Consider the following 15,421-nt stretch of genomic DNA (forward strand, 5'->3'; position numbering starts at 1 on the left):
ATGGCTGCTGATCCCGACATGACCGTCCCTCCTTCTTCCAGGCAACCGATCCCGAGAACACCCGACCGTATCGGGCGCAGGCTCGGCGTCGTCACTTGGCTTGCCTTGGTGCTGGCGGTCGGCCTGATGCTGGCCGCCCTCTTTGCGCCACTGATCGCACCGCATGACCCGTTCGATCCGGCCACGCTCGATCTTCTCGACGGGATGACCCCGCCGATGCAACCGAGTGCCTTCACCGAAAAGACATTCCTGTTCGGCACTGACAACCAGGGTCGTGATGTCTTTTCCTCCATCCTTTATGGCAGTCGCGTTTCGCTGACTGTCGCGTTCGCCGCGACCTTCCTGTCGCTCGCCATCGGCGTGACGGCCGGTCTCGTCAGCGGCTATGCCGGCGGCGTGACGGATGCGATCATCATGCGGGTGGCCGATGCACAACTCACCTTCCCGACCATTCTTATCGCACTTCTGGTGTTCGGCATCGCCCAAGGGGTGGTGCCGGCAGCGCAACAGGAGAACGCCGCGGTCTGGATACTGATTTTCGCCATCGGCTTTTCCAACTGGCCGCAATTCGCCCGCACGGTGCGTGGCGCTACTCTGGTCGAAAAACGCAAGGATTACGTCGCGGCAGCCAAACTGATCGGTGTATCGCCAGCCCGCATACTCGTTACCCATGTGTTGCCCAACCTTGCCGGCCCCGTCCTCGTGATCGCAACAATCGGCCTTGCGCTGGCGGTCATCGAGGAGGCGACGCTTTCCTATCTTGGCGTCGGCGTTCCCCCGACCCGCCCGTCGCTCGGCACGCTGATCCGCATCGGCCAGCAATTCCTGTTTTCCGGTGAGTGGTGGATCCTCGGCTTTCCGGCCGCAACGCTCGTCCTCCTCGCGCTGTCGGTAAACCTTATCGGCGACCGCTTGCGCGATGCGCTCAATCCACGCCTGAGGGATGGTCGCCGATGACAAAGACCGACAATCATACCGTCCTTTCCATCCGAAACCTGACGGTGGAGTTCCCGACCAGTGCTGGGCTTTTCAAGGCGGTCGACGACATTTCGCTCGATATCGCGCGCGGCGAAGTTCTCGGCGTGATCGGAGAGTCCGGTGCCGGAAAATCGATGACAGGTGCGGCCGTCACCGGGCTTGTCGATCCTCCGGGCCGGGTCGTATCCGGCGAGATTTTTCTCCAGGGCGAGCGGATCGACGGACTTTCGGAGGTGGCCCTGAAAAGCCTTCGCGGGCGGCGCATCGGTACGGTCTTTCAGGATCCGTTGGTCAGCCTGAACCCGCTTTACACGGTCGGCCGCCAGCTAATCGAGACCATTCGCAGCCACCTGCCGCTCGATGTAAAGGCCGCGCGTCAGCGGGCGATCGAGTTGTTGCGCGAGGTCGGTATCGGCGAGGCGGAAAGGCGCGTAGATGCCTATCCGCACCAGTTTTCCGGCGGAATGCGCCAGCGTGTCGTGATCGCACTTGCGATTGCCGCCGATCCGGACCTGCTGATTGCAGACGAGCCGACCTCCGCGCTCGATGTCTCGGTTCAGGCGCAGATCGTTGCGTTGCTCAAGTCGCTTTGCGAAAAGCACGGGCTGGCCGTGTTGCTGATCACCCACGACATGGGCGTGGTGGCCGAAATTGCCGATCGTGTGGCAGTTATGAACCGCGGCCGGATCGTCGAGACTGGCGCCGTTACCGACGTCGTGCGCAATCCGCGGGAGGCTTATACCCGCGCCCTCATCGCCGCCATTCCTTCGATCCATAGCAAAAGCGCGCGACCGGCGCTCGCAGGTGTCCGCGAACTGGTGGGGGTCGAAACCATCCGCCGGGATTTCGAACTGCCCGGTGGCTTCTCCCTGCCGCTGCTGAGGCGCCTTTCCCCGGTGCGCAGCATAACCGCGGTTAACGACGTCAGCTTTACCATAGGAGAAGGTCAGACGTTCGCGCTTGTGGGAGAATCTGGTTCAGGAAAATCCACTATCGCCCGTATGGTGGCAGGACTGTTACGGGCGCGATCGGGGCGGATATCGGTCGGCGGCAAGGTGATAGGTCCGAACGATCGATCAGCGCACAAGGGCGCCGTCCAGATGATATTCCAGGATCCCTATGCCAGCCTCAATCCGCGCTGGCAGATCGGCGACATCATTGCCGAACCGATACGCAGGCTCGGTCTTGGACATAATCGTGCCGAGGTCGACCATCAGGTCGCAGAACTGCTGGAACGCGTTCGACTCGAGCCCGAGGCCCGCCATCGTTATCCTCACGAATTCTCCGGCGGCCAGCGCCAGAGGATTGCCATAGCACGCGCGCTTTCCAGCCGCCCGCGGTTCATCGTCTGCGATGAACCGACATCCGCACTCGATGTTTCGGTTCAGGCACAGGTGCTGGACCTGATGGGCGGGCTGCAGGCGGAATTCGGCCTCACCTACTTGCTGATCAGCCACAACCTTGCAGTGGTACGCCAGATGGCCGATAGGGTCGGGGTGCTGAAAGGTGGTGTTCTCGTCGAGGAAGGCGTTGTCGAGCAGGTGTTCGAGCGGCCGCAACATGCCTACACGAGAATGCTGCTCGCGGCCGCGCCGGACATCCAGGACGTGTTCCGGCGACGCGAGGCCGCTCTGTCTGAGCCAATTGCCCGGCCGGCAGTTCAGGCATGACATGGGAGGACAATGGGTTTGGCGCGAATTGTCCGCTTCCGGTCTGAGTGTGGTCTCGAAGCAGCCTGCAAAATCCTGTTTCCTGTTGCTTCCAGCAACAAAAGGGATCACTCACCATGCCTCACCAAACAGCGCTTCTCGTCATCGACGCGCAGGAATCGTTTCGCCATCGGCCCTATTTCCGTGACGACGAATTCCTGCCCTACATCGAAAAACAGCAGGCCTTGATCGACGGTGCGAAGGCGGCCGGCATCCCTGTCGTGCAGATTTTCCATGTGGATGAAGACGTTGAATTTACAATCGCTTCCGGACTTGTGAGGCCGATCGCGCCTCTCACATTTTCGCCCGACGTGGTCTTCCACAAGCACCGTCACAGCGCCCTTGTCGGCACCGGTCTCGGCGTCTGGTTGACAGAAAACGGCATCCAGCGTCTTATCGTATCGGGCATCCGCACCGAACAATGCTGCGAAACGACAACTCGCCATGCATCGGATCTCGGTTACGGCGTCGATTATGTCAGCGAGGCAACCTTGACGTTTCCGATGACCGATGCAAATGGGCGTGAATGGTCCGCTAGTGAAATCAGGGCGCGGACGGAGTTGGTTTTGGCGGGGCGTTTCGCACGGATTCTGACAGTCAGGGACGCGCTGGCAATCGACGGGAAGGCAGCAGCTTGAGCGATAAGGAACGGCCTCGGAAAATTCCGGTTTTCGTGGTCGTTCCGCCACGGGTGCTGCTTCTTGACATTGCTGGCCCGGTCGAGGTCTTGCGGCGCGCTAATCTCGAGCAATCGGCGGTTCGTTTCGATATTACCTATATCGGGTCCTCTCCTGATGTTCGCAGTTCGGTCGGGTTGAGCGTTTCCGGCATCGTGCCGTTGCCGGCTACACTGCCGGAAGGTGCGATGGTTATCGTCTGCGGCGCGGTCGACGAGCCGCTTGGTACCGGAAGGCCCCAAGACCGTATGGGCGACGGACCGCTGGAGGAAACTATCGTCAAATGGTTGCGCGGTAGCATCCAGCCGGGTGTTGAGCTTGCCACCATCTGTTCGGGAGCGCTGCTGGCTGCGCGTGCCGGTTTGCTGGAAGGGCGCGAATGTACGACCCACCACTCGATGCTGTCAGACCTCGCTCGGCTGGCGCCGACCGCGCGCGTCCTGGAAAACCGGCTCTTCGTCGAAGACGGCGAATGCATGACCAGTGCCGGCGCGACGGCTGGCATCGATCTGATGTTGGCGATTGTGGCGCGCAAGGTTGGCCATGCGACGGCGCTTGCGGCCGCTCGCACACTCGTCATCTATCTGCGCCGGGCGGGCGCAGATCCGCAGATGTCGCCATGGCTGCAGGGACGAAGTCATCTCCATCGGGCCATTCATAAAGCCCAGGACGCAATCGGCGCGGATCCTGCCCGCGCCTGGACAGTCGATGCGCTGGCGGATGTCGCCGCCACCAGTCCGCGGCATCTGTCGCGGCTTTTCAACGAGCATGTCGGCATGAGCGTGACCGACTATGTCAACCGGATAAGGCTCGCCCTTGCCAAGGAACTGGTCAACGGATCGCAGTTAGGTATGGAGCAGGTCGCAGACCGAGCCGGTTTTTCGTCGGCTCGGCAGTTTCGAAGAGCCTGGAACCGGCTGCACGATCAACCACCCGCGCGCACCAGAAACAGCGGCTGAATGGTACAACGTTTCCGGGTCAGCCTGCCTTTGCAGCCGATAAACCTCGCTCCAGATCTTCAATCAGATCGGCAACGTCTTCGAGGCCGATCTGCAGGCGCAGCACCGGTCCACCCGACGGTGGCGGTGTCACGCGACGGTCAAACAGATTGACATGCAGCGCAAGGCTCGGGAAACCACCCCAGGAATAGCCGAGGCCGAAAAGCTCTAGCGCGTTGAGAAATGCCTGAGCCTTGCGCTTGTGTTCCGCTTTTTCGGGAACCGCCAGAACGAAGGAGAAGATGCCGCTTGCGCCCTTGAAATCGCGCTTCCAGAGATCGTGTCCCGGAAAACTCGGCAATGCGGGATGCAGGACCTGTGCAACCTCTGGCCTTCCCTCCAGCCATTGTGCGACGGCAAGCGCGCTCTGCTGGTGTCGTTCCAGCCGGACACCCATGGTGCGCAGGCCGCGCAGCACCTGATACGCGTCGTCCGGAGCACCGCAAATACCGAGCGCGCCGTTGGTTTCCTTCAGACGCGGCCAGTGCGCCTCATTGGCCGATACCGTGCCCATCAGGATGTCGGAATGGCCGGCCGGATATTTCGTTACAGCCTGGATGGAGACGTCGACGCCAAAATCGAGCGGGCGGAAATAGAGCGGCGTCGCCCATGTATTATCCATGGTGACGACTGCGCCGAGACGGTGGGCGACTTCCACGATGGCCGGAATATCCTGCATCTCGAACGTATTCGATCCCGGCGCCTCGGTATGAACGAGTTTGGTGTTCGGCCGGAACAGCGCCTCGATCCCGGCACCAGCGCCGGGATCGTAAAACTCGGCCTCGATGCCAAAACGCGCCAGAACGGTTTCGCAGAAATGCCGTGTCGGGCCATAGACGGAATCAACCACCAGCGCATGATCGCCGGGCGACAGATACGCCAGGAAAGCGATCGTCACCGCCGCAAGTCCCGACGGCACGAGAATGGTTCCCGCCGACCCTTCCAGTTCGTCGATCGCCTCGCAGAGCGCGTTCGTCGTCGGTGTTCCGCGCGTGCCATAGGTGTATTTCTGGGCATGCGTATCCATGATCTCGGCGCTCGGGAACAGAACGGTCGATGCCCTGACGGGCGGCGGGTTGATGAAACCGTGATAGTCGAACGGATCGTAGCCTGCGCGCACCAGCTTCGTATTGATGCCGAGAGGCTCCGGCGATTTACGGCCGCTGCGATCATTATTGTCGTGAGTCATGCGAGTGCCTTTTATGGATCATTGATATCGGCGCGGCCCCAAGAAGGAGCCGCGCCGATGGAAGGAAATCCGGACAAACGAGCGTCAGCTCTTCGGAAGTCCGGGAGGATTGGTGCGGGATTCCGGCAAAGCCTCTTCCGACAGCTGCCAGCGTTCGAGGATTTTTGCGTAAGCGCCGGATTTGATCAGGCCGTTTGTGGCAAGTGTCAGGACGTCGGCGAGACCCGATCCCTTGCGCGTCGTGATTGCCACGTCATAGCGCTCCGGCCAGCCCGCGGACAGCGTGCCGACGCGCCGTATATTTTTGTCTCTTGCCGCGATGTAGACGAGTTGCGCGTGCGGTTGGACGATGACATCAACCCGCCCCGATTGGAGTGCGATGATGCGGGCCGCATCGTCATCGTGATATTGCAACTCGATCGGTTTCAGACCCGCGGCAACGTTTTCCTCGCTCCATTTGAGCAGGATGCGTTCCTGATTGGTGCTGGCGCCCACCGTCATGCGCACCCCGGCTGCATCCTTCGGCTCCCGAATCTCCTTGATTGCACTGTCGGCCTTGACGAAGAAGCCGTGCAGACCTTGCCGATATGTAGAGAAATCGAATTTCTCCTTGCGCAGTTCGGTGACGCCGACATTGGAAATCACCGCGTCGTATTTGCCCGATGCCAGCCCGAGTGGCCAGTCGGCCCAGGCAACCGGCACCAGTTCAAGTTCGAACCCGAGACTGTCGGCGATCGCCGATGCGTAATCTGGATCGGCGCCGACGACGGTCTTGGCGTCGGTAGCATAGGTTGCCAGCGGCGGTCCTCCGGGCGAGACCGCGACGGTAAATTTGCCGGGATTGACGAACTTGAACTCCTTGGGAAGGGAGGAGATCGCAGCCGCATCTCTCTCCACTCGAACCCGGCCAGGCTGTTCCGGGGAAAGGTCGAATACGTCATCCGCCGCCATTGCGTGGCGATCGAGAAGAGGCATGGTAAGCAGGGGTAGGATAAGGAAGCCAGCGCTCATCACGCGGCTGAACTTTTCGAAAATGGTGGTGGCGTTGATGTTCATGGCGTTCGTCCGGTTAGCGGGAAGGAGACGCAGGCGGGAGGATGGCCCGCGTCCCCGCTGCTGTGTCCCCCGACACATCAGCAGTCTGAAGATCAGCTCTTCGGCAGCCCCTGGGGATTGGTGCGCGACTGCTTGATTGCCTCGGCCGACAGGTTCCAGCGGGCGAGCGCTTTGCCGTAATTGCCGTTCTCGATCTGGGCGTTCAGAGCGAACGTGATCGCATCCGCAAGTCCTGCGCCCTTCCTGGTGGCGACGGCAATTTCGGCCGTCTCGGGCCAGCCACCGGAGAAGGTGCCGACGAGGCGGGTTTTATTGCCCTGCCCTGCCTTGTAGGCCGAGATAGCATTGGGGCCGAGATAGGCATCTGCCCGGCCCGACTGCAGTGCCAGATCCTGCACCGTCACGTCGTCATAATACTGGATTTCCGCCGGCTTCAGTCCCTTTGCGATATTCGCTTCGTTCCAACGAACCAGAATTTGCTCCTGGTTGGTGCTGGCACCGACGATGACACGTAGGCCAGCAACGTCCTCCGGCTTGGCGATCTCCTGGATCTTGCTGTCATTGGCGACGTAAAATCCGAGAAGGTCGTTGCGGTAGGTGGAGAAATCGAGCTTTTCCTTGCGCTGCTCGGTTACCGTCACATTGTGGATCACGGCGTCGAATTTTCCGGATGCGATGCCGAGCGGCCAGTCGGCCCAGGCGACCGGCACGAGTTCGAGTTTGAGCCCGAGACTATCGGCCACCAACTGCGCGATATCAGGTTCGCCACCAACCGGAGTCTTGGTGTCGTCGCCATAGACGGCAAAGGGCAGGTTGCCAGGAACCGAGGCGACCGTGAACTTGCCAGGAGTCACGAATTTGTAGTCGGCGCTGATAAGCTTGACCGCGTCATCGACCTTCTGAGCCCGTACCCGTTCCTTCTGTTCCGGTGAAAGGTCTGGCCCCTGCGCATAAGCGGTCGAGGCAAGCACTGCTGACAGCGAAAGAACGCCGCCGACAGCGATGCTGAGAAGTCTGCTTCTATACGACATCCTAGTGTTTCCTTATTGGGATCGTTGTTGGAGTTTTCAGAGAACTTTGGCGAGGAACGCGGCCGTGCGAGGATGATCCGGCCGGCTGAAAACCTTGTCCGGCGTGCCGGTCTCAAGGATGCGACCCTGCTCCATGAAGACGACCTGATCGGAGACTTCACGGGCAAAGCCGATTTCGTGTGTAACGATGACGAGTGTCGCGCCGGAGCGGGCAAGTTCCTTGATGACGTCGAGCACTTCGTTGACCAGTTCCGGGTCGAGCGCGGAGGTCGGTTCATCGAAGAGCAGCACTTTCGGCTTCAGCGCCAGCGCGCGGGCGATGGCCACGCGTTGCTGCTGGCCGCCGGAAAGCTGGCGCGGATAGGCATGGGCCTTGTCGGCAAGCCCGACACGGGCCAGCAGATCGAACGCTTCAGCCTCAGCCTGCTCTCGCGACACGCCGCGCACCGAAATCGGTGCTTCGACGATGTTTTCCAACGCTGTCAGGTGCGGGAAGAGATTGAAGTTCTGGAACACCATGCCGACTTCAACGCGTCGTTTGAGGATGTCCCTTTCCTTGAGTTCGTAAAGCGTCTCGCCATCCTGGCGGTAACCGATCAGTTCGCCATCGACGGCAATGAAACCGTCATCGACGCGTTCCAGGTGATTGATCGAACGCAGCAACGTCGACTTACCCGAACCCGACTGCCCGAGAATTGTGGTAACGCTGCCGACCGGTACCTTGAGCGTGACGTCGTCAAGAACCTTCAGTTGGCCATAACTCTTCGAGACGCCATGGATCGTCACCTCGCCGCCGCGCACCACGAGCGGCTTGCCGCGGACGATATTGGTTGCGGCGGCGACCTCCGGCTCGTCCGTCGCAATCGCCGCGCCCCTTGGCCGCACGATTTGCCTGTAGAAAGAGGCGAAGATCGAGGGTGGCGGATTGCGAAGCGCGCCACGCGAGTAGTGACGTTCTATCTGATGCTGGACAATCGACAGGACGGTGAGAATAACCAGATACCAGACGGTAGCCACCATCAACAGCGGAATGACTTCGAGGTTGCGCCGGTAGATGATCTGGATCGTGTAGAAGAGTTCCGGTAGGGCGAGGATGTAGACCTGAGAGGACCCCTTCGCGAGCAGGATGATTTCGTTGAACCCGTTTGGCAGAATGCTGCGCATCGCCTGCGGCAGCACGATGCGGGTAAACTGCCTGTGGCGCGGCAAGCTGAGCGCAGCCGCCGCTTCGTGCTGACCCTGGTCTACGGAAAGTATGCCGCCACGCACGATCTCCGAGGTGAAGGCAGCAGCGTGCAGCGCGAGGCCGAGTACTGCTGCGGCGAACGGCGTGATGAGCTGCGTCGTGTTCCAACTGATGAAGTTGATACCAGTATAAGGAACCCCGATGGTGATCGTCTCGTAGAGATAGCCGAGATTGTTGAGGATCAGCAGGAGCACGATCAGCGGAATCGATCGGAAGATCCACACATAGGTCCATGATATCCCGGCCAGCAGCGGTGAGCCGGAGACGCGCGCGAGTGCCAGTCCGGTGCCGAGAAGAAAGCCCAGCGATGCGCCGAGCGCGGTCAAAAGCAGCGTTCGTCCGAGGCCGACCAGAACCGGCTCGGCGAAGAACCATTCGGCGAACACGCCCCATCCCCAGCGCTCGTTGCCTAGCACCGAATGCACCGTCGCAGCGATGAGGACGACAGCGAACACGGTTCCGACCGTGCGAGCCGGATAACGAGCCGGCACGATGCGGTAATGCGAATAGTCGCCGTTGGCCGGTTTGCTGGTCTCGGCCGAAGCACGCGTAACATCGTTGAAATCAGTGCTGATGGTCATGATACCCCTCACACAGAACCGTGCAGCGTCACCGCAGCGATGGCCGTACCCGCAGGGACGATGGCAAATTCAAGCGACTTCTCGAACGGCAGTTTCTGGATCGTCTCAGGATCTGCTGCCGTATCGAAAAGTGCGGAATAGCCGTTAGTGAGGTAAAGACCGACGGCCTCCGGCTGGCGAAAGCCCGTCGTCAGGTAGACACGCCGATAGCCCTGTCGAGCGGCCTGCTCTTCCAGTTCGAGCAGCACCTTGCGCGCCAGGCCCTGGCGACGATAGTCGGAATGGGTCCAGATGCGCTTGAACTCCGTCGTGCCGTCATCTTCGTGCTGCATGAAGGCACCGCCCGCGATCGCCTTGCCCTCGCGTAGCAGCAGCAGAAAATTACCGTGGGGCGGAGCAAAGACATCCGGCGAATAACGGTTCATTTCCTTGGTCGCCCCTTCGGCGTCGTAGAAGCTGCCGTATCTGCTATCGTATTCGTAAGTCAGTTCTTCGATCAGCGGCACTGCCAGCGGGTCGAGTGGGCTTGTGTAGAGAAAGCGGTCGCTCACGGGTGTCTCCTGCGTCCTGCCGGTCATGAGAGGAAGGCTTCGGCGAGCCGCGCCCAGTAACGGGCGGCCGGCGCGATGATCTGGTCGTTGAAATTGTAGAGGGGGCTGTGCAGAGGCGCGCTGTCGCCGTTACCGACAAAAAGGTAGGAGCCAGGCCGCTCCTGCAGCATGTAGGCGAAATCTTCGCTTGCCGTGCGTGGCCTGAAACTGCTGGCCACCTGATCGGTAGAAAAATTCTCCTCGGCGACCCGGCGGGCAAACCGCGTCTCCTCCACATGATTGATCACCGGTGGGAACCCACGCAGATAATCGACCTCCGCTTCAGCGCCGAAACTTTCAGCCTGGGCGCGCGCAAGTGCCGGCACCCGCGCCTCCAGCTTGTCGCGAACTGCAGGAGAATAGGCGCGCGCCGTGAGCTTGAGCTCGACGCTTTCCGGAATGACGTTGGACGCGGAACCGCCATGGATCGACCCGACCGTCAGCACAGCCATTTCGAGAGGATCGACATTGCGGGCAACGATGCTCTGCAAGGCGGTAATGAAGGAGGCGGACGCCAGAACCGGATCGACCGTCTCATGCGGCGAAGCGCCGTGCCCGCCCTTGCCGACGATACGGATCAACGCCTTGTCGACCGAGGCCATGGCCGGCCCCTCGACGAAGCCCAACTGGCCGGCCGCGACGCCCGGCCAATTATGCAGGCCAAAGATGGCATCGACCGGAAATCTCTCGAACAGTCGATCATCGATCATCCTGCGGGCGCCTGCACCCACTTCCTCGGCCGGCTGGAAGATCAGCGTCACTGTACCCGAGAAACGGCCGTGCTCTGCCAGATATCGGGCAGCGGCGAGCAGGATCGTCGTATGGCCGTCATGGCCGCAGGCATGCATGACGCCGGGATTGCGGCTCGAATAGGCAAGCGCCGTCGCCTCCTCAATCGGCAGCGCGTCGATATCGGCGCGAATTCCTAGCCGCTTCTCGCCCGAACCACGCCGGAGGGTGGCGACAACGCCGTAGCCGCCGACACCCTCCGCCACCTCGTAACCGTAGGAGAGCAGATATTTGGCGATGATCCCGGCAGTACGCTTCTCGTGAAAGGAGAGCTCCGGATATTGATGCAGGTCCCGGCGGATGTCGATGAACTCGTCTATCGAGGCAAGGATCAGCCGCTCGGCGTCGTCGCGAGGACGCGCGCCGTCAACATGGATATTCATGGTTGTCACTTTCCAAAGGTTGCGCCGCGCCTCTCGGGGCCGGCCGTTTCACCCTGTCGAAATGTCAGGCCCTGGCCTTTTCCGCCGCTCCCGCGCCTGCCGCGTAAACGCTTTCCCGGTAGGGCAGCCCGAGATTTTGGCGCAGCGTATGTCCCGGGAGTTGCGGGTCGAAATAGCCACGCTCCTCAAGGATCGGCAGGACGTGGCTCGTGAAATCGCCCAGCCCTTCGGCAATCACCGGAAAACCGAGGATAAAACCGTCGGCTGCACCATTGTCGAACCACTCGATGAGCTTGGACGCGACGGCATCCGGCGTACCGACGAACCCTTCCCTTGGCGTGGCGGCATCAAGCGCCGCCTCCCGCAGGGTCTGCGCCTTCTCCTTTGCCACCCGTTTGATCCGGTCCGTTGTCGAGCGGAAGCTGTTCTTGCCAATGTCGCCAAGCTCGGGGAAAGGCGCATCCAGATCGTAGGCGCTGAAATCGTGATGATCGAAGAAGCGGCCGAGATAGGCGAGAGCTTCCTCGACCGAGATCAGGTTGCGGATGGTCTGGTATTTTTCCTCGGCCTCGGCTTGTGTGCCGCCGACGATCGGACCGATGCCCGGAAAAATCTGGACGTGATCGGCAGAGCGACCATGAGCAACCGCCGCTTGCTTCACACGTAGTGAGAACGTCCGGTTTTCCTCGATCGAGACGCCGTTGGTGAAGACGGCATCGGCATGTCGGCCGGCAAGGCCGATTCCGGCGTCGGAAGACCCCGCCTGAAAGATCACCGGCTGCCCCTGGGGCGACCGCTGGATGTTGAGCGGCCCCTCGACCTGGAAGAAGCGTCCCTTGTGACCAAGCGTATGCAGCTTGTCGCGGTCGAAAAATTTGCCGCTGACGCGGTCGCGGAGGAAGGCGTCGTCATCCCAACTGTCCCACAGACCCTTGATCACTTCCAGATATTCGTCGGCGATCTCGTAGCGAAGCGCGTGTTCGGGGTGGTTGCGGCTGTAATTCTTCGCCGTTCCTTCGAGCGGCGTTGTCACCGCGTTCCAGCCGGCGCGCCCGCCGCTGATGAGATCGAGAGAGGCAAATTGCCGGGCAATGGTGAAGGGATCGCTGTAGGACGTGGAAACCGTGCCCGCCAAGCCGATCTTGCTCGTCACCGTTGCAAGCGCGGATAGGATGGTCAAGGGTTCGAAGCGATTGAGAAAATGCGGAATGGACTTCTCGTTGATATAGAGGCCATCCGCGACGAAGGCGAAGGCGATGCCGGCGGCCTCTGCCTTCAGGGCCGTAGCCTTGAAAAAATCGAGATTGACGCTCGCATCGACAGGGCTCTTGGGGTGTCGCCAGGAATTCATATGCCCGCCGGCACCCTGCAGCATGATTCCGAAATTGATCTTCCTGCTCACGATAATTTCTCCTTGAAATCAGGCTGCCGCAGAGAGCGGTTTGCGGGACAAGAGCTCGATGGATGCAAGCCGGCGGTCAGCCCCGACTGCCGGCGGTTCCAGAATAAATTCCTGGATCTCGTAGGCCGCCGCCAGACGAGCCAGTTCCGCGTGGATCTCATCCGGGGTCCCGTGCAGCACGCTCGGTTTGCGCTCCTCGATCCGATAGTTCTTGGAGCCCGCCTGTTTTGCAAAATCCTCGGCCTGGTCGCGTCGACCAAGGCTGACCGACTGACCATTGTCGAGAAACACCTTGAAGATCTTCAGCTCCGACACCTGCTCTGCCGCATCTGATGCGCTTTCCGAGGCATAGGCGGCGAGTGCAAGCATCGGTGAGCGCCCGCCGCTTTCCTCGCGATATGTTTCAAGACTTTGGCGCAGGTTTTCAGAATCGCCGTTAAGATGACCAGCAAAGACGAAGTTCCAGCCAAGCTGCGCCGCCTGGCGAGCACTGCCCGGGCTGGCTCCCAACAAAAAACGCTCCGCGGTGAATGGCGGCTGCGGCCCCGCAAAGGCAAAGGAGTCATCTCGCCGCAGGGCGACGGAGTTGTCGAGAATGGCGCTAAGCTCAGCGATCTGCGTCTCGAATTCCGGCTTTTCTGAACGATAGACCTGCAATGCCGCCGTTGCCCTGGGCAGGCCACCAGGCGCCTTGCCAATCCCGAGATCAATCCGCCCCGGTGCCAGGGAAGACAGAAGATTGAACACCTCCGCGACCTTGAACGGGCTATAATGTTGTAGCATGACGCCGCCGGAACCTACCCGGATGCTTGATGTGTTAGCGAGGATCCAGGACACTAGAACTTCCGGCGCAGAACTCGCCAACTCGCTTGTTCCATGGTGTTCGGCCACCCAAAAGCGGTGGTATCCCAGCGCCTCGGCTCGCTTTGCCAGATTGACGGTCGCCGACAAGGCGGAGACCGCGGTCTCTCCTTGGGCAATAGGGCTTTTGTCAAGCAAACTGATTTTGTACATCCGGCACCCACGCGCATCTTTACGTGCGTCCATTTGTCTACTGATTTTGTATATTATGAAGGGCAATCTTTGCGATTGCGACGAGTGAAGCGGAAAAATCTTCTGCGTTACAGGTGCGATCGCGCTGCCGAAAGCGCTACGCCGCGCTGTAAAGAGAGTCGGTGGTGGCTGTTGCTCAGAACGATAAAATAGCCGGAACGATTCAGCGCCTGTCCTGTTAATGGGCAAAGCTGTATCGGAGATATCGGGACATGGCATCGCCACGCGCCAACTGGAAGGGCCACATCAGGTTCGGCGAGGTCACTTGTCCTGTGGCCTTGTTCACAGCCACCTCATCCTCCGAGCGGATCAGCTTCAACATACTCAACCGCAAGACCGGCAATCGGGTGCGCCGCGAGTTTGTGGATAGCGAGACCGGCAATGTCGTTGAACATCACGCACAGGTGAAGGGTTACGAGACCGGCAATGGCCGCTATGTCGTGCTGGAGCCAGACGAGATCGCTTCAGCGGTTCCCGACAGCGACAAGACCCTTTCAATCACGGCGTTCATTCCGTGCGACGAGATCGATGACGTCTATTTCGACAAGCCCTACTATCTGGCACCACAGGAGATGGGCGAGGAGGCCTTTGCTCTGCTCCGTGACGGAATGAAAGAAGCGCAGGTCGCGGCATTGCCAGCACGGTACTGTTCCGCCGGCGTCGAACGGTGCTGATCCGCCCCCATGGCGAAGGTCTGATCTGCACCACCTTGAATTTCGATTACGAGGTGCGATCGGCAGACGAGGCCTTCGATGACATGGCCGACATCAACATCGACAAGGAAATGCTCGACTTGGCCTCCCATATCATCGGCACGAAGACGGGTACCTACGACCCGTCGAATTTTGATGACCGTTACGAGGAGGCCCTTGCCGAACTGGTAAAAGCTAAGATCGAAGGCAAACCATTCAGAAAGATTGTAGCACCAAAGGCATCGAAGCCGAGCGATCTCCTCCAGGCATTGCGGGACAGCGCCGGCGCTGCCCAGAAAAAGCCGACCAAGCGGAAATCCGCCAACTCCAACACTACCGGAAAGACGGTGGCAAAGAGCGGCAAGTCCAAATCCGCCGCGTCTTCTCGTCGCAAAACCGGATAGGGAGCGAAACTACGATGCCAGTGCGTCCCTACTGGAGTGGAAGCTGCCTGTAGCGGCGATATCTCAGCGCATCTCATTGCGCATGCGCATGTTACCAATATGGATGGAAGATGAGGAAGAACATGAGCACAGGTGGTAAAGCTCGATCAAGGATGTATGCGTTCGTCAGTATAATCTTCCTTATCGGGCTCTTGCTCGCTGGTTACTACGTATTCGGCAAAACTCCCGGAGAGACTGAAACCGCCCCAGCATCGGAGGTGGTGAACCCAAAGTCGTGACACTTATCGCGCGTTCGGCAACTACCGCACCACTCAGATGAGCGGCGAAACAAGTCTGGAACGTTCACCACGTTCCATGGTTAAGACAGCCGCGAAGGAGGTTTCATGCAGAAATATTTTTTTCATATCAGGCAGGATGGCGTGCTCACCGAGGATCCGGACGGCTCGGAATTCACGACGTTAGATGAAGCCCATGATTACGCCGTTAGTTCGGCCCGAGAGATTCTTGCAAACAAGGTCAAAAATGGGAAGATCATCGACGGTGGCTGTCTTGAGGTCGTCAGACCAGATGGATCGGTAGCGCTGACTGTCCCGCTCAAGTCCGCGCTCAAATTCGATTAGTCAAAACGCTGAAGAATTCGACG

General features: G+C 60.1%; 13 protein-coding genes and 1 pseudogene. 6 read left to right on the forward strand and 8 right to left on the reverse strand.

The annotated features are described in order from the left end of the window. From JZX87_RS20370 to JZX87_RS20385, 4 genes are all read left to right on the forward strand, one after another. On the forward strand, positions 1-957 hold the full coding sequence (locus JZX87_RS20370) for an ABC transporter permease (RefSeq protein ID WP_286194966.1): 957 nt from the start codon (positions 1-3) through the stop codon (positions 955-957). After that, positions 954-2,648, forward strand: a complete 1,695-nt coding sequence (locus tag JZX87_RS20375; RefSeq protein ID WP_206827614.1) for an ABC transporter ATP-binding protein — start codon at positions 954-956, stop codon at positions 2,646-2,648. Before JZX87_RS20370 ends, JZX87_RS20375 begins: the two co-directional genes overlap by 4 nt. 116 nt (positions 2,649-2,764) lie before the next feature. Then, the gene (locus JZX87_RS20380; protein ID WP_206827615.1) at positions 2,765-3,325 is read left to right on the forward strand and encodes an isochorismatase family protein; all 561 of its coding nucleotides are present in this window, start codon (positions 2,765-2,767) and stop codon (positions 3,323-3,325) included. Then, the gene (locus tag JZX87_RS20385; protein WP_206827616.1) at positions 3,322-4,323 is read left to right on the forward strand and encodes a GlxA family transcriptional regulator; all 1,002 of its coding nucleotides are present in this window, start codon (positions 3,322-3,324) and stop codon (positions 4,321-4,323) included. Before JZX87_RS20380 ends, JZX87_RS20385 begins: the two co-directional genes overlap by 4 nt. A 19-nt stretch (positions 4,324-4,342) precedes the next feature. Here JZX87_RS20385 and JZX87_RS20390 read toward each other — a convergent pair whose 3' ends face one another. The 8 genes from JZX87_RS20390 to JZX87_RS20425 form a co-directional block, all read right to left on the reverse strand. Beyond that, positions 4,343-5,551: a cystathionine beta-lyase gene (locus JZX87_RS20390; RefSeq protein WP_206827617.1), complete on the reverse strand. Its 1,209-nt coding sequence runs from the start codon at positions 5,549-5,551 to the stop codon at positions 4,343-4,345. Positions 5,552-5,635: 84 nt separating this feature from the next. Then, positions 5,636-6,526, reverse strand: coding sequence for an ABC transporter substrate-binding protein (locus tag JZX87_RS20395; protein ID WP_286194975.1), 891 nt, complete (start codon positions 6,524-6,526; stop codon positions 5,636-5,638). Between the two features lie 173 nt (positions 6,527-6,699). Further along, a complete protein-coding gene (locus JZX87_RS20400; protein WP_206827619.1) occupies positions 6,700-7,638 on the reverse strand; it encodes an ABC transporter substrate-binding protein in 939 nt (312 codons plus the stop codon). A 36-nt stretch (positions 7,639-7,674) separates the two neighbouring features. Further along, positions 7,675-9,465 carry an amino acid ABC transporter permease/ATP-binding protein gene (locus tag JZX87_RS20405; RefSeq protein WP_206827621.1) on the reverse strand — a complete coding sequence of 597 codons (1,791 nt, stop codon included), beginning with the start codon at positions 9,463-9,465 and terminating at the stop codon, positions 7,675-7,677. Between the two features lie 8 nt (positions 9,466-9,473). Next, positions 9,474-10,016 (reverse strand): GNAT family N-acetyltransferase, encoded by a 543-nt coding sequence (locus JZX87_RS20410; RefSeq protein ID WP_183686712.1) that lies wholly within the window; start codon positions 10,014-10,016, stop codon positions 9,474-9,476. Between the two features lie 23 nt (positions 10,017-10,039). Continuing rightward, positions 10,040-11,227 (reverse strand): M20 aminoacylase family protein, encoded by a 1,188-nt coding sequence (locus JZX87_RS20415; RefSeq protein WP_183827734.1) that lies wholly within the window; start codon positions 11,225-11,227, stop codon positions 10,040-10,042. A gap of 64 nt (positions 11,228-11,291) precedes the next feature. Next, positions 11,292-12,602 carry an LLM class flavin-dependent oxidoreductase gene (locus tag JZX87_RS20420; protein WP_210349090.1) on the reverse strand — a complete coding sequence of 437 codons (1,311 nt, stop codon included), beginning with the start codon at positions 12,600-12,602 and terminating at the stop codon, positions 11,292-11,294. Between the two features lie 45 nt (positions 12,603-12,647). Beyond that, on the reverse strand, positions 12,648-13,643 hold the full coding sequence (locus JZX87_RS20425; protein ID WP_206827723.1) for an MsnO8 family LLM class oxidoreductase: 996 nt from the start codon (positions 13,641-13,643) through the stop codon (positions 12,648-12,650). A 251-nt stretch (positions 13,644-13,894) separates the two neighbouring features. On the opposite strand from JZX87_RS20425, the pseudogene ku reads away from it, so the two are divergent. Beyond that, a pseudogene (ku, locus tag JZX87_RS20430) lies at positions 13,895-14,778 on the forward strand (non-homologous end joining protein Ku). A gap of 383 nt (positions 14,779-15,161) precedes the next feature. Beyond that, positions 15,162-15,398 (forward strand): DUF6894 family protein, encoded by a 237-nt coding sequence (locus JZX87_RS20435; RefSeq protein WP_206827623.1) that lies wholly within the window; start codon positions 15,162-15,164, stop codon positions 15,396-15,398. The last annotated feature ends 23 nt before the right edge of the window (positions 15,399-15,421 follow it).

It is taken from the genome of Agrobacterium sp. Ap1, from assembly GCF_017313375.1.
GTDB lineage: Bacteria > Pseudomonadota > Alphaproteobacteria > Rhizobiales > Rhizobiaceae > Neorhizobium > Neorhizobium cellulosilyticum.

What these genes read in the sequence shown, in the direction of transcription:
- JZX87_RS20370 (WP_286194966.1), top strand. Translation starts at nt 1, where the DNA reads ATGGCTGCTGATCCCGACATGACCGTCCCTCCTTCTTCCAGGCAACCG.
- JZX87_RS20375 (WP_206827614.1), top strand. Translation starts at nt 954, where the DNA reads ATGACAAAGACCGACAATCATACCGTCCTTTCCATCCGAAACCTGACG.
- JZX87_RS20380 (WP_206827615.1), top strand. Translation starts at nt 2,765, where the DNA reads ATGCCTCACCAAACAGCGCTTCTCGTCATCGACGCGCAGGAATCGTTT.
- JZX87_RS20390 (WP_206827617.1), bottom strand. Translation starts at nt 5,551, where the DNA reads ATGACTCACGACAATAATGATCGCAGCGGCCGTAAATCGCCGGAGCCT.
- JZX87_RS20395 (WP_286194975.1), bottom strand. Translation starts at nt 6,526, where the DNA reads ATGCCTCTTCTCGATCGCCACGCAATGGCGGCGGATGACGTATTCGAC.
- JZX87_RS20400 (WP_206827619.1), bottom strand. Translation starts at nt 7,638, where the DNA reads ATGTCGTATAGAAGCAGACTTCTCAGCATCGCTGTCGGCGGCGTTCTT.
- JZX87_RS20405 (WP_206827621.1), bottom strand. Translation starts at nt 9,465, where the DNA reads ATGACCATCAGCACTGATTTCAACGATGTTACGCGTGCTTCGGCCGAG.
- JZX87_RS20415 (WP_183827734.1), bottom strand. Translation starts at nt 11,227, where the DNA reads ATGAATATCCATGTTGACGGCGCGCGTCCTCGCGACGACGCCGAGCGG.
- JZX87_RS20420 (WP_210349090.1), bottom strand. Translation starts at nt 12,602, where the DNA reads ATGCTGCAGGGTGCCGGCGGGCATATGAATTCCTGGCGACACCCCAAG.
- JZX87_RS20425 (WP_206827723.1), bottom strand. Translation starts at nt 13,643, where the DNA reads ATGTACAAAATCAGTTTGCTTGACAAAAGCCCTATTGCCCAAGGAGAG.
- JZX87_RS20435 (WP_206827623.1), top strand. Translation starts at nt 15,162, where the DNA reads ATGCAGAAATATTTTTTTCATATCAGGCAGGATGGCGTGCTCACCGAG.